Annotated in this window: 12 protein-coding genes; 8 read left to right on the forward strand and 4 right to left on the reverse strand. The window is 63.5% G+C overall.

Annotated features, from left to right (window positions below; genetic code table 11):
• Positions 1-11 precede the first annotated feature (11 nt).
• Both GR167_RS02070 and GR167_RS02075 read right to left on the reverse strand, forming a co-directional pair.
• Positions 12-890 (reverse strand): lysophospholipid acyltransferase family protein, encoded by an 879-nt coding sequence (locus tag GR167_RS02070; protein ID WP_160971792.1) that lies wholly within the window; start codon positions 888-890, stop codon positions 12-14.
• A gap of 115 nt (positions 891-1,005) precedes the next feature.
• Positions 1,006-4,452 (reverse strand): indolepyruvate ferredoxin oxidoreductase family protein, encoded by a 3,447-nt coding sequence (locus GR167_RS02075; protein WP_160971793.1) that lies wholly within the window; start codon positions 4,450-4,452, stop codon positions 1,006-1,008.
• Between the two features lie 148 nt (positions 4,453-4,600).
• Here GR167_RS02075 and GR167_RS02080 point away from each other — a divergent pair, with 148 nt between their 5' ends.
• The 8 genes from GR167_RS02080 to GR167_RS02115 all read left to right on the forward strand — a co-directional run bounded on the left by GR167_RS02080 (position 4,601) and on the right by GR167_RS02115 (position 11,881).
• On the forward strand, positions 4,601-5,506 hold the full coding sequence (locus GR167_RS02080; RefSeq protein WP_160971794.1) for a LysR family transcriptional regulator: 906 nt from the start codon (positions 4,601-4,603) through the stop codon (positions 5,504-5,506).
• Positions 5,507-6,017: 511 nt separating this feature from the next.
• Positions 6,018-8,177, forward strand: coding sequence for a phosphoribosylformylglycinamidine synthase subunit PurL (gene purL, locus GR167_RS02085; protein ID WP_160971795.1), 2,160 nt, complete (start codon positions 6,018-6,020; stop codon positions 8,175-8,177).
• A gap of 85 nt (positions 8,178-8,262) precedes the next feature.
• Positions 8,263-9,108: a hypothetical protein gene (locus GR167_RS02090; protein WP_160971796.1), complete on the forward strand. Its 846-nt coding sequence runs from the start codon at positions 8,263-8,265 to the stop codon at positions 9,106-9,108.
• A 151-nt stretch (positions 9,109-9,259) separates the two neighbouring features.
• Positions 9,260-9,772 (forward strand): hypothetical protein, encoded by a 513-nt coding sequence (locus tag GR167_RS02095; RefSeq protein ID WP_212769809.1) that lies wholly within the window; start codon positions 9,260-9,262, stop codon positions 9,770-9,772.
• Between the two features lie 158 nt (positions 9,773-9,930).
• Complete coding sequence (locus GR167_RS02100) at positions 9,931-10,167, forward strand: BolA/IbaG family iron-sulfur metabolism protein (RefSeq protein ID WP_160971797.1); 237 nt, start codon at positions 9,931-9,933, stop codon at positions 10,165-10,167.
• A gap of 326 nt (positions 10,168-10,493) precedes the next feature.
• The gene (gene grxD / locus GR167_RS02105) at positions 10,494-10,856 is read left to right on the forward strand and encodes a Grx4 family monothiol glutaredoxin (protein WP_160971798.1); all 363 of its coding nucleotides are present in this window, start codon (positions 10,494-10,496) and stop codon (positions 10,854-10,856) included.
• A 54-nt stretch (positions 10,857-10,910) separates the two neighbouring features.
• On the forward strand, positions 10,911-11,255 hold the full coding sequence (locus tag GR167_RS02110) for a hypothetical protein (protein ID WP_160971799.1): 345 nt from the start codon (positions 10,911-10,913) through the stop codon (positions 11,253-11,255).
• On the forward strand, positions 11,252-11,881 hold the full coding sequence (locus GR167_RS02115) for a DedA family protein (protein ID WP_160971800.1): 630 nt from the start codon (positions 11,252-11,254) through the stop codon (positions 11,879-11,881). Before GR167_RS02110 ends, GR167_RS02115 begins: the two co-directional genes overlap by 4 nt.
• On the opposite strand, the gene GR167_RS02120 is transcribed toward GR167_RS02115, so the two are convergent.
• Both GR167_RS02120 and GR167_RS02125 read right to left on the reverse strand, forming a co-directional pair.
• Positions 11,878-12,273 (reverse strand): cell division protein ZapA, encoded by a 396-nt coding sequence (locus GR167_RS02120; RefSeq protein ID WP_160971801.1) that lies wholly within the window; start codon positions 12,271-12,273, stop codon positions 11,878-11,880. The two genes, GR167_RS02115 and GR167_RS02120, sit on opposite strands and share 4 nt — an antisense overlap.
• On the reverse strand, positions 12,273-12,761 hold the full coding sequence (locus GR167_RS02125) for a hypothetical protein (RefSeq protein ID WP_160971802.1): 489 nt from the start codon (positions 12,759-12,761) through the stop codon (positions 12,273-12,275). The genes GR167_RS02120 and GR167_RS02125 overlap by 1 nt, the downstream gene beginning before the upstream one ends.
• Positions 12,762-12,940: the final 179 nt, after the last annotated feature.

The following is a 12,940-nucleotide window of genomic DNA, read 5'->3' on the forward strand; positions in this document are numbered from 1 at the left end:
CCGATTTGCGCTTATGCGCGGTGTTTCTCTTCGAACTCATACCCGTAGGAGAGGGTTTTGAGCGGTGTTGGGGAAAGCTCATACGTCGCTTTGCGCAGGAAATCCATCAATGCTTTCGCATCGGTTTGCCGCGCGCTGATCTCTTTGCGGTCAATGGGTTGGCCGATCACGACCCGCACCGGGGTATCGATCCGCCGCCTGAATTCTTTGATCAAAAGCCCCATGCGCAGGGTGCTGTGCAGGTGACTGGCGATCTGGAACAAGCGGCTGGTATGACCGTCGAAATAGACCGGCACCACGGCAGCGTCCGATTTCGCCACCATCCGCGCGGTGAAATTGCGCCAACCCGGGTCCATCGGACGGGCAAAGGGCGTGGCGCCGGTCGACACCGTGCCGCCGGGGAACACCCCGACCGCACCGCCCTGCCCCAGATAGCTCAGGCAGTTCTTGCGGGTTTGCAGGTTCAGCTGCAGCGCCTCTTTCGTTTCGTCGAAGGAAACCGGCAGGATCGCCCGGTTCAGGTCGGGCGCCTTGCGGAACACCTGATGCGCCAGGATGCGGAAATCGCCGCGGGTGCGCGCCAGGATATGGCCCATCATCAGCCCGTCGAGGATGCCGTAGGGATGGTTGGCGATCAGGATCAGCGGGCCGGTCGTGGGGATGTTGGACAGCGATCCGCCCACCACCTCGAGCGTCAGCCCATAGCGATCCACCATCACCTGCCAGAAATCGCCGCCATTCGCGACGTCGAGGTCATAGCCCCGCGCGCGTTTGATCAAACCTATCCGCCCGGTGACGTTTTCCATCGCCCGGATCATCACGCGCCCGCCCCGGCTTTGCGCCGAATGGGCATAACTGATGTCGCGCGCGATTTGGTGTTTCGAAGCCATGGCGGGATCGTCTTCAGATAGAATCACCGCCTGATTAGGAAATCCCACGCTTTCTGAATAGAGGCAAACCGCCGATTGGCCCCGGGCGGCATCAAACCGCCCGGGACCGATGGGTTCATTCCGCCGCCGTGGCCATCGCTGCCTTGGGGTTGGCGATCTGGTCCAGCAGCGCCTCGCGCTGTTTCGCCGCCTTCGCCTCGCTCTCGGCCTTGACCGGGCCGAAGCCGCGGATTTTCAGCGGCAGTTCGGCCAGCGCGACGGCGGCGTCCATGACCTCCGGCGACAGTTTGCCCGCCAGATCGGCCATGTCGGCCTCGTACTGCTTGATCAGTGCGCGTTCCATCTGCCGCTCCGCGGTGCGCCCGAACGGGTCAAACGGCGTGCCGCGCAGCCCCTTCATCTTCGCCAGTATACGGAAGCCGCGCATCATGCCCGGGCCAAATTCGCGTTTCTCGGGCCGTCCGTTCGCGCCCATCTTGGACAGGATCGGCGGAGACATGTGGAATTTCATTTTGAAATCGCCGTCGAATTCCGCCTCGGCCTTGGCGCGGGTATCCAGCAGCAGCCGCGCCACTTCGTATTCGTCCTTGTAGGACAACAGCTTGTGATAGCCCTTCGCCACCGCTTCCTTCATCCGCGGGTCGTCGAACTTGTCGACCAGCTTGCGGTATTTCTTGGCCAGGCGCTTGCCCTGATAATCGATCAGCTTGTCGGCGCGGAAATCGATTTTCTCCTGCAGGCTCAGCGGTTTTTCGACCACTTTCGGGCTCAGCAGCGATGCCGCCTCTTCCGGGTGCAGCGCCGCCCAGCGGCCGATTTCGAAGGCGCGCAGGTTGCGTTCCACCGCAGCGCCGTTCAGCGTGATCGCCTCGATCAGCGCCTCGTGGCTCAGCGGCACCAAACCGCGCTGCCAGGCCGCGCCGAAGATCATCATGTTGGAAAAGATCGAGTCGCCAAGCGTGACCCGCGCCAGTTCCGAGGCGTCGAACAGGATCACCTTGTCCTGCAGGCGTGCCTGCAACTGCAGCTCCAACCGGTCCGAGGGCAGATGGAATTCGGTGTTGCGGGTGAAATCGCCGGTGATGATTTCGTGGCTGTTGACCACCGCGCCGGTCTTGCCGCTGCGGGTCAGGCCCAGGGTTTTCGCCCCCGCCGACACCACCAAGTCGCCGCCGATCAGCGCGTCGGCTTCGCCCGTTGCGACCCGTACTGCGCTGATATCGTCGGGTTTTTCCGCGATCCGGCAATGGATATGCACCGCGCCGCCCTTCTGGGCGAGCCCCGCCATTTCCATCATGCCCGCGCCCTTGCCGTCGATCTGCGCCGCCTGCGCCAGAACCGCGCCGATGGTCACCACGCCGGTGCCGCCGACCCCGGTGATCACCACGTTATAGGTGCCGTCGATGCCGGGGATTTCCGGTTGCGGCAGGTGCGGCAGGTCCAGCTGCGCGGTTTCGGCCTTCTTCAGCTGCGCCCCTTCGACGGTGACGAAGCTGGGGCAGAACCCGTTGAGGCAGCTGAAATCCTTGTTGCAGCTCGATTGGTCGATAGCGCGCTTGCGGCCCAGTTCGGTTTCCACCGGCACGATCGACACGCAGTTCGATTGCACCCCGCAATCGCCGCAGCCTTCGCAGACGTCCGTGTTGATGAACACCCGGCGATCCGGGTCCGGGAACAGCCCGCGCTTGCGCCGGCGGCGTTTTTCCGCGGCACAGGTCTGGATGTAAACGATGGCCGTCACACCCTTGATTTCACGCAGTTTCTTCTGCGCTTTCATCAGGTCGGCACGTTCGTATTTTTCCACTCCGGACGGGAAGGCGTTCAGGTCGACCTCTTCCTTTTCGTCATAGACGACGGCGATATGCTTGACGCCCATCGCCTTGATCTCGTCGACGATGCGGTAGGCGTTCAGCCCGCCTTCGTTCTTCTGCCCGCCGGTCATCGCGACGGCGTCGTTATAGAGAATCTTGTAGGTGATGTTGGTGCCGGCGGCCAAAGCGGCGCGGATCGCCTGCACCCCGGAATGGTTATAGGTGCCGTCGCCCAGGTTCTGGAACACGTGGTCGCGGTTGGAAAACGGCGCCTCGCCGATCCAGTTCGCGCCCTCGCCGCCCATATGGGTGAAGCCCAGCGTGTCGCGGTCCATCCACTGCACCATGTAGTGACAGCCGATCCCGGCATAGGCGCGGCTGCCTTCGGGGATCTTGGTGGAACTGTTATGCGGGCAGCCGGAACAGAAATACGGCAGCCGCGATGCGATTTCTTCGGCATTGTCGTTGCGGCGCACTTCTTCGAGCGCCGCCAGCCCGGCCTTGATCCCGTCGGTGCCGCGGCCTTCGTCGATCAGGATCTTGCCCAGACGTTCGGCGATCATGATCGGGTCCAGCGCACCCTTGGTCTGGAACAGTTCCGGCCCGTGCATCGACCCGGCGCCGCCGCCCATGTGCCAGCCCCAGACGCGCCGCCCGCGGCGGTCGTCGAAGATCGCTTCCTTGACCTGCACCTCGATCAGCTTGCGCTTTTCCTCGACCACCACGATCAGGTCCAGCCCTTCGGCCCAGTCGTGGAAGCCCTTCATGTCCAGCGGGAAGGTCTGCCCGACCTTGTAGGTGGTGAGCCCGAGGCGTTCCGCTTCGGCCTCGTCGATGTTCAGCAGTTCCAGCGCATGCACGAGGTCGAGCCAGTTCTTGCCCGCCGCGACGAAGCCGATCTTCGCCCCCGGCTTGCCCCACATCCGCTTGTCCATCTTGTTGGCGTGGGAAAACGCCTCGGCGGCGAAGCGCTTGTAATCGATCATCCGCGCTTCCTGTTCGGTCGGATTGTCGATCAGCCGGATGTTCAGCCCGCCCGCGGGCATGTCGAATTCGGGAATGACCAGGTTCATCCGGTCGATGCGGCCATCGACGACCGCCGTGGCCTCGATCGTGTCCTTCATCGTCTTCAGACCGACCCAAAGACCGGAAAACCGGCTCAGCGCGATGCCGTAGATGCCGTAATCGAGGATTTCCTGAACCCCCGCCGGGCTGACCACCGGCATGTATGCATCGACCATCGCCCATTCGGATTGGTGCAGAACGGTGGAGGATTCGCCGGTATGGTCGTCGCCCATCGCCATCAGCACGCCGCCGTTTTTAGACGTACCCGCCATATTGGCGTGGCGCATAACGTCGCCGGTGCGGTCCACCCCCGGCCCCTTGCCGTACCAGAGCCCGAAGACGCCGTCGAACTTGCCCTCGCCGCGCAGCTCGGCCTGCTGCGCGCCCCACAGCGCGGTGGCGGCCAGGTCTTCGTTCAGCCCTTCCTGGAAGCGGATATCGGACTCAGTCAGCTGTTTTGCGGCGCGCGACATCTGCAGATCGACCGCGCCGAGCGGCGATCCGCGATAGCCCGTCACGTAACCGGCGGTGTTCAGCCCCGCCGCCTTGTCGCGGGCTTTCTGGGTCAGCATCAGGCGCACCAGCGCCTGCGTCCCGTTCAGTAGAATTGGCGATTTTTCCAGATCGAAACGATCGGTCAGAGATACCTTCTGGCGTGTCATTGCGGCGTCCTCCCCACACGGCATGCATTGCTCGAATATAGAGCAATATTAGGTCATAAAGTTTGACCTACCAAGGAAAAATTTTTACTTTTCTGTACAGATAGTGCTCCAGACCCCTTAACGTACAAACTGTTTCGTGTATGTGGGCCCGACGAATCTGAAAGTTGTGGAAATGGACTGGGATAAACTAAGAATCTTTCACGCCGTGGCCGATGCCGGCAGCCTGACTCATGCGGGCGACGTTCTGCATCTGTCGCAATCGGCGGTCAGCCGGCAGGTGCGCGCGCTGGAAGAAAGCCTGAACACCACCCTTTTCCACCGTCACGCCCGCGGACTGATTCTCACCGAACAGGGCGAATTGCTGTTCGACGCGACCCGCGCCATGGCCAAGCGGCTGGAAGCGGCCGAAGCGCGCATCCGCGACAGCGAAGAAGAAGTGTTCGGCCAGCTGCGGGTCACCACCACGATCGGCTTCGGGTCGCTGTGGCTGGCGCCGCGCCTGCCCAAATTGTACGAAAAATATCCCGACCTGAACATCGACCTGATGTTGGAAGAACGGGTGCTGGACCTGCCGATGCGCGAAGCCGACGTGGCGATCCGCATGAAGGAGCCCAGCCAGGCCGACCTGATCCGCAAGCGGCTGATGTCGGTGCGCATGCTGCTTTACGCATCGCGCGCCTATCTGGAAAAAAACGGCACCCCCGAAACCATCGAGGATATCGCCGGTCACCGGCTGATCAGCCAGAACCCGCATTCGGCCCAGGTCGGCGCCGGCGCCAACCTGGTGCAGCACCTGATGACCTATGACGTCAAATCGATGCTGACGGTGAACAACTATTTCGGCGTGCTGCAGGCGGTGATCAACGATCTGGGAATCGGCGTGCTGCCGAATTACCTGCTGTACGATTTCCCCGACCTGGTCCGCATCCTGCCGGACGTGCAATCGGTCGAGGTGCCGGTCTTCCTGGCCTATCCGGAAGAATTGCGGCACTCGAAGCGGATTTTTGCCTTCCGCGATTTCGTCCAGGACGAAATCATCGCCTATCGCAAACAGATGAAAAATCAGGCTCTTATCTGATTTATCAAGACAGCTATGCGTTGATCGCATAGCAGCCATGCTGCACCTGCGGCAAGATGGAGCTTGATCGATTCATTTCTGATGCCTATTTGAGCTTTCGACGGTGATGCTGAAGCTTTTAGCATCATCTTCATACCTCCCTGTTGGACTTTGGCCGAGCTTAGTGCTCGGCCTTTTTTTTCGCCGCTAGACTTCGCGGCGGGATTCGTCCGCCGCCGCCCTGCCCCCTCAATCCTGAAAAGCAGCCCATCTTGATGGGTGACCTTATTGTGCGCCTGCGGCGCGCAGGGGGAGCTTCGCGCGTGCCGCGCGAAGCGGATCAGGGGGCGCTGCCCCCGTCGTGGCAAGCCACGACTCCCCCGGAGTATTTGGACCAAGAAGAAGACCGTCGGCGTTTTATTAAAGATTGTCGCGGCCGCCGCTTTATACTGCCGGGCATTCTGCCCCCTTTCCCCGCGCGTTCTCATGGCGTAAAGAACGCGCAACAAGCGCCCTCGCAGAGAGACCTGACATGCAAGACCCAGCCATCACGCCGGACCTGATCGAAGCTCACGGGATCAGCCCCGATGAATATGCCACGATCCTCCAGATCCTGAACCGTGACCCGAACTTCACCGAGCTGGGGATCTTTTCGGCGATGTGGAACGAACACTGTTCCTATAAGTCGTCGAAGAAATGGCTGCGCACCCTGCCGACGGAAGGCTCGCAAGTGATCTGCGGCCCCGGCGAAAACGCCGGCATCGTCGATATCGGCGACGGCCAGGCCATCGTGTTCAAGATGGAAAGCCACAACCACCCGTCCTACATCGAACCCTACCAGGGCGCCGCGACCGGCGTGGGCGGCATCCTGCGCGACGTCTTCACCATGGGCGCGCGCCCGATCGCGGCGATGAATTCGCTGAGCTTCGGCGAGGTCGGTCACCCCAAGACCAAGCAGCTGGTGCATGGCGTGGTCGAGGGCATCGGCGGTTACGGCAACTGTTTCGGCGTCCCCACCGTGGGCGGCGAGGTCCGTTTCGACCCCGCCTATAACGGCAACTGCCTGGTCAACGCCTTTGCTGCCGGCCTGATCGATACCGACAAGATCTTCTACTCGGCGGCCTCGGGCGTCGGCATGCCGGTGGTGTACCTGGGCGCCAAGACCGGGCGCGACGGCGTCGGCGGCGCCACCATGGCGTCGGCTGAATTCGACGAAACCATCGAGGAAAAGCGCCCCACCGTTCAGGTCGGCGACCCGTTCACCGAAAAGCGACTGATGGAGGCGACGCTGGAGCTGATGCAGACCGGCGCGGTGATTTCGATCCAGGACATGGGCGCGGCGGGCCTGACCTGTTCCGCGGTCGAAATGGGCGACAAGGGCCAGCTGGGCATCAAGCTGCAGCTTGACGACGTGCCGCAGCGCGAAGTCGCGATGACCGCCTATGAGATGATGCTAAGCGAAAGCCAGGAACGCATGCTGATGGTGCTGCGCCCGGAAAAGGAAGCCGAGGCGCGCGCGGTGTTCGACAAGTGGGACCTGGATTTCGCCATCGTCGGCGAAACCATCCCCGAGGACCGTTTCCTGATCCTGCATGGCGACGAGGTGAAAGCCGACCTGCCGCTGTCGCGGCTGAGCTCCAGCGCGCCGGAATACGACCGCCCCTGGCAGCCGACCCCGGCGGCAGAGCCGCTGGCCGATGTGCCCGCGGTCGACGCCATCGACGGTCTAAAGGCGCTGATTTCCTCGCCCAACTATGCCGCCAAGCAATGGGTCTATGAACAATACGACACCATGGTGATGGCCGACACGCTGCGCACCCCGGGTCTGGGCGCCGGCATCGTGCGCATCCACGGCACCGACAAATCGGTCGCCTTCACCTCGGACGTCACCCCGCGCTACGTCAAGGCCAACCCGGTCGAGGGCGGCAAGCAGGCGGTGGCCGAAGCCTATCGCAACCTGACCGCCGTCGGCGCGACGCCGCTGGCCACCACCGACAACCTGAACTTCGGCAATCCCGAAAAGCCCGAAATCATGGGCCAGTTCGTCGGCGCGATCCAGGGCATCGGCGAAGCGGTGGCGGCGCTGGACACGCCCATCGTGTCGGGCAACGTGTCGCTTTATAACGAAACCGACGGCTCGGCGATCCTGCCGACGCCGACGATCTGCGCCGTGGGCCTGATCAAGACGCCGGAAGAGGCGATCCTGGACACCGCGCGCGACGGTCACGTGGCGCTGCTGCTCGGCGAAACGACCGGCCATCTGGGGCAGTCGGCCCTGCTGGCCGAGGTATTCAACCGTCAGGACGGCGACGCGCCGCATGTCGATCTGGCCGCCGAGAAGCGCAACGGCGATTTCATCCGCGCAAATCACGCGCTGATCAAGGCCTGCACCGACCTGTCCGATGGCGGTCTGGCGCTGGCGGCGTTCGAAATGGCCGAAGCCGCGGGCGTCGGTGTCACCATCGACGAGACCGACATGGCGCAGCTGTTTGGCGAGGACCAGGCGCGGTACCTGATCGCCTGCAACTTCGACCAGGCCGAAGCGCTGATGACCGAAGCGGGCAAGGCCGGCGTCACCATCAAGACCGTCGGCAAGTTCCACGGCGACACGGTGAAGCTGGGCGACGCCGAGGCCCCGCTGGCGGAACTCGCCGGGGTTTATCGCTCGAGCTTCGGTGCTGCTTTTGATTGAGATCATGGCAGGCATCGCAACGCCTCTCCACGCTTGAGTAAAACCGGGCCGCTGCGGCCCGGCGGGCTTGAGGGGAGAGACAAAGATGTTTGGAAAACTTGCAGCGACCGCCCGTATCCTGGCGGTCGCGGGACCGGTCTGGCTGGGGATCGCCCCCGCGCCGGTGGCCGCTGACGAGATCGCCGATCTCAATGACATGTACGAGTCGATGGTCGCGCTCGAAGCGCATCTGCTGGACGAGCAGCGCCAGGCGCAAAGCGCCCTTGCCGACAAGAACGCGATCCTGATGCGGATTGACGACGGATCGATCGTGGCGGTGCCCCGCGCCACCGTCCGCGACACCGCCGGGCAGATCTATGACTGGGCCCAGCACTGGGACATCCAGACCCTGCTGCGCCCCGTCATGCCGCCGGAAATCCAGGCGATGATGGATCACGAACTCAGCGGCATCGGCGCGCGGATCAAGGCCGCCGACGCGCTGGAAGCGGCGATGACCCGCGATCAGGCCGACCTGCGCGTCGATCTGAGCTGGCGGTTGCAGGAAATCGACCGGCTGCTGACCAAGGCCCGCACCATCGCCGCAAATGCCATCGCCCAACGCGACGCGCTGATCCGGCAGCGCGACAGCGCCGGCATCATCGATCTCAGCCTCTGCCTGGACCCGGAGGTGCCGATGGATGGCGAGGCCCAAGTCGCCACCATCGGCTATGGCGGCGGCAATTTCCCGGTCAAGGGGCAGTATATCTGTCTCGGGCCGCGAAGCTTCCTGTGGGACAGCGGCGCGACCATCCGCGAATACCGCTGCACCGGCCCGCATGACTGCTCCCTGTTCAGCGAAATGGCCTATGACACCACCCGCCGCGAGGATACCGGCAACACCGTCTATTGGCTCGAAGACCAGCGCACCCATATCACCTTCTTTTTCAAATAGCCCCGGGGGCCTGAACCGCGCCTCTTGCCTCGCTCCACGCGCCGCCCTAGATCAGGGCAGGACAGACAGGAGCGCGACACATGCCCACGCGGAACACAGCAGCCCGGCCGCCAAGCGGCGGCGGGCGGATCGGGGCCGCATGACGGCGGGGATGGCCGTGCCGCTTCCCTCGCTCGAAGCGGATTGCCAGGCCTGCGCCGCCCTGTGCTGCGTGGCTTATCCATTTGACGCGGATGAGGATTTCGCCCTCCTGAAGGAGGCCGACACCCCCTGCCCCAACCTCGGGCAGGATTTCCGCTGCACCATCCACAAGGACCTGAAACAAAAGGGCTTTGGCGGCTGCGTCGCCTATTCCTGCGCCGGTGCCGGGCAGCGCATCACGCAGGAGCTGTTCCCCGGCGAAACCTGGCGCGACGATCCCGACCTGATCTGGCACATGGCCTATGCGCTGCGGGTTCTGCGGCCGATTCACGAGGCGCTCTTGCTGTTGAAACAGGCGCAAGCGCTGGCGATCCCGGCGGAACGGGCGGCGCAGGGCCGCGCCCTGATGGAAGCGATGTGCCCCGAGGCCCCGACATCGGTCCACGATTTCGAAGAGCCGGAGGTCCAGGACGCGCTGGCCGCGGTTCCGCGCTACCTGCAATCGCTGGCGCCATATGTTTAATTTCACCAAAAGGAACTCTGCGAATTTGTTCGCCGCCGTGCCGGAATGAACTAAGATACGTGATACGCGCATCTTTTCCGCCTTGCGTGTCCGCACTCTCTTGCACCGGCCCCTAACCCACCTTAATTTCACGGTGAAAACACTTTAAGGAGACCCCAATGGCTGTCTATGCACAGGAGCTCGAAGACCTGCTCCGCGCAGCGTTCCCCAATGCCCAGATCGCTGTCGAAGGCAGCGACGGCAAGCACATGTCCGCAATGGTGGTGGATGAAAGCTTCCGCGGCATGAACCGGGTGCAGCAGCAGCGCGCCGTCTATGCCGCGCTGAAGGGCAAGATGGACGGGGCGAATGGCGAGTTGCACGCCTTGGCGCTGACCACCAAGGCGCCGGAGTGAGCTGGGGGGCGATCATAGCCCTTGGGTTGATCGCCCTGCTTTGCTTTGGCATCTGGTTGGAGCTGCGCGCGAAAAAAGGAAAACATAGGCCCTTGAGCGCAATGCAGCCTTCCGCCTTGACGGTCAGTGCAACACCCCCAGCTCCGCAACGTGTCTATGTACGCGAGAAATAGCAGGTCTGGCCGAAAGGCGTATGGAAGAAGAGGCTGAAAACCAGCGTCACCGCCACAGCCGAGCCAAACGCGCCGAACATGACGAGCGCATCGCCAGACAGAAGAAAATCCGCCCTTGGGATGATATGTAAGGGCAAGAAAAAGGAAACGCAGATGAGCGACGCACAAACCCGCATCGACGAAACCGTGAAATCGAACGACGTGGTGCTTTATATGAAAGGCACCAAGGACATGCCGCAATGCGGATTCTCGCAGCGCGTGGCCGGCGTTCTGAACTACATGGGCGTCGATTACACCGACGTGAACGTTCTGGCCGACGATGAAATCCGCCAGGGCATCAAGGAATATTCCGACTGGCCGACCATCCCGCAGCTTTACGTGAAGGGCGAATTCGTCGGCGGCTGCGACATCATCACCGAAATGACCCTGTCGGGCGAGCTGGACACGCTGTTCGACGACAACGGCGTCGGCTACGACAAGGACGCGGCGGAGAAGATCCGCGAAGCGAACGCTTAAGACAATGACGGCAAGGGGCGACAACCTTTGCCGCGAATTCCGGGGGGCGCGGCGATGAAAAGACCCGCGCCCCTTCGGATTCTGTGGGATCATCACAAACCCACGCTGGCGCTGCTGGCGCTGGCGCTGGCCGTGGCGCTGTTCTTCGCCGCCCGTTTCATGGTGCATTGGGTCTACTGGCATGATCAGCGCAGCGCGCGGCCCGATCTGGAACCGTGGATGACCGTGGGCTTCATCGCCCATGCCTGGCACAAGCCGCCCGAATCCATCGCCCTGCTGATTGGCGATCCCGACAAGCTGCACCGCAAATCGCTGGAAGACATCGCGCGCGATCAGGGCCGCCCGGTCGAAGACCTGATCGCCGAACTGACCGCCGCGCTGAGCAAGGGCCGGCCATGACCGAAACCCTGCTTGAGCTGCTGCCCGATTACGGCGCGCCCTTCCTGGGGCTGGTCACGCTGTTGAGCTGCCTGGCGCTGCCGGTTCCGGCGTCGCTGTTCATGATGGCGGCGGGCGGCTTTGCCGCCGCCGGGGACCTGTCCTTGGGGCTGACCATCCTGGCCGCGCTGATCGGCGCGGTGCTGGGCGATCAGATCGGCTTCCTGCTGGGCCGGGGCGGCTCGGGCGTGCTGCAACGGCTGGAACGGCGCGGCGGCAAACAGGCGCTGGCGCTGGCCCGCGCCACCGCGCTGACCCGCGAGCGCGGCAATATCGCGGTGTTCCTGTCACGCTGGCTGCTCAGCCCGCTGGGGCCTTACGTGAATTACGCCGCCGGGGCCGCGCGGATGCGCTGGCACCGGTTTTCACTGGCCAGCCTGAGCGGCGAAACCGTCTGGGTGGCGATCTATATCGGGCTGGGCGCCGGGGCGATGGATCAGTTCGATACGCTGTGGCCGATGATCAGCGACATGCTGGGGCTGCTGGCGGCGGTGGCGGTGGCGCTGCTGCTGGTGCTGCGGCTGGGGCACCTGGTGCAGATCCACCGGCAGGCGCACCCGCGCAGGCGGCGCGCAGACCGGGGCTAGGCCCCGGCCTTTTCCTCGACCGCATCGGCTAGTGCCTCGGCTTGGGCGGCGATTTCGGCCAGCGTGTCGGTCACAATCTGCGGGATCACCGGCACCTCGACCTTTTCGGCCTCGGGCGCGGGCGCGTTGCGCAGACGGGCCAGTTCGGCGTCCTTTTCGGCCAGTTCCGCTTCCAGCGTGCTGATGCGATCTTCGACCCCGGCGGTCTTATCCGCCAGCATCAGCCCGGCCATCAGCAGCATCCGCGCCTCGGGCAGCCGCCCGATCTGCTGCGTCAGAACCGAGGCTTCGGCATCCAGCATCGCGGCAGCGGACTGCAGGAACTGTTCCTCGCCTTCCTGGCAGGCGACTTCGAAGGACCGGCCGCCGATATTGATTTCAACTTCGGGCATCAGGCGCTCTCCTTCTCGTCAGCCGTTTCGATCAGGGTGTCCAGCGCCGCCGCGATCGCCGCCGTCTCGGCCGCTTCCGCCGCCCGTTCGGCCTTCAGCGCCTCGAGCTCGGCCTGCAGCGCGGCATCGGCTGCACCTTCCGCGCCCTCGCGCAGCGTCTCGCTGGCGCCGCGCAACTCCTCGCTGGTCGCTTTCAGCTGCACCTGCGCGGCCTCCATCGCGGCCATCGCCTGCTTCAATTCGTTGATCTGCAATTCGGCCTCGGCCTCTTGCTTGTCCAGCTTGGCGCGCAGCGCTTTCAGCCGCTCTTCCAGCTGCGCGTTGGCCAGCTTTTCGTCCTCAAGCGCCTGCTGCAGCCCGGCCACCTCGCCCGACGCATCCGCATCGGGTTCGGCCACGTCCTTTGCCGCACCCAAGCCTTCGACGCCCTTTGCGATGCGATCCATCGCGGCGGTGATGCGGCGCTCTAATTCGCTGATCTCGCTCATTCGCCTCTGCCCTCTGTTCTTAGCGGCCCGCTCGCAAGATGCGCGTCTGCGAATCAAAATGGCGGGTCTTCGCCCAAAGTTTACCCAATGGGATGGCAAAATGCGCCCCCCAAGGGAAGCCCTACCCTACCCTAGTGCTTGATCTTCAGCCAAGGGCTGTTATGAGCAGCGCCAACAAA

Source organism: Thalassovita mangrovi, from assembly GCF_009857745.1.
Lineage (GTDB): Bacteria > Pseudomonadota > Alphaproteobacteria > Rhodobacterales > Rhodobacteraceae > Thalassobius > Thalassobius mangrovi.

What these genes read in the sequence shown, in the direction of transcription:
- GR167_RS02070 (WP_160971792.1), bottom strand. Translation starts at nt 890, where the DNA reads ATGGCTTCGAAACACCAAATCGCGCGCGACATCAGTTATGCCCATTCG.
- GR167_RS02075 (WP_160971793.1), bottom strand. Translation starts at nt 4,452, where the DNA reads ATGCCGTGTGGGGAGGACGCCGCAATGACACGCCAGAAGGTATCTCTG.
- GR167_RS02080 (WP_160971794.1), top strand. Translation starts at nt 4,601, where the DNA reads ATGGACTGGGATAAACTAAGAATCTTTCACGCCGTGGCCGATGCCGGC.
- purL (WP_160971795.1), top strand. Translation starts at nt 6,018, where the DNA reads ATGCAAGACCCAGCCATCACGCCGGACCTGATCGAAGCTCACGGGATC.
- GR167_RS02090 (WP_160971796.1), top strand. Translation starts at nt 8,263, where the DNA reads ATGTTTGGAAAACTTGCAGCGACCGCCCGTATCCTGGCGGTCGCGGGA.
- GR167_RS02095 (WP_212769809.1), top strand. Translation starts at nt 9,260, where the DNA reads ATGGCCGTGCCGCTTCCCTCGCTCGAAGCGGATTGCCAGGCCTGCGCC.
- GR167_RS02100 (WP_160971797.1), top strand. Translation starts at nt 9,931, where the DNA reads ATGGCTGTCTATGCACAGGAGCTCGAAGACCTGCTCCGCGCAGCGTTC.
- grxD (WP_160971798.1), top strand. Translation starts at nt 10,494, where the DNA reads ATGAGCGACGCACAAACCCGCATCGACGAAACCGTGAAATCGAACGAC.
- GR167_RS02110 (WP_160971799.1), top strand. Translation starts at nt 10,911, where the DNA reads ATGAAAAGACCCGCGCCCCTTCGGATTCTGTGGGATCATCACAAACCC.
- GR167_RS02115 (WP_160971800.1), top strand. Translation starts at nt 11,252, where the DNA reads ATGACCGAAACCCTGCTTGAGCTGCTGCCCGATTACGGCGCGCCCTTC.
- GR167_RS02120 (WP_160971801.1), bottom strand. Translation starts at nt 12,273, where the DNA reads ATGCCCGAAGTTGAAATCAATATCGGCGGCCGGTCCTTCGAAGTCGCC.
- GR167_RS02125 (WP_160971802.1), bottom strand. Translation starts at nt 12,761, where the DNA reads ATGAGCGAGATCAGCGAATTAGAGCGCCGCATCACCGCCGCGATGGAT.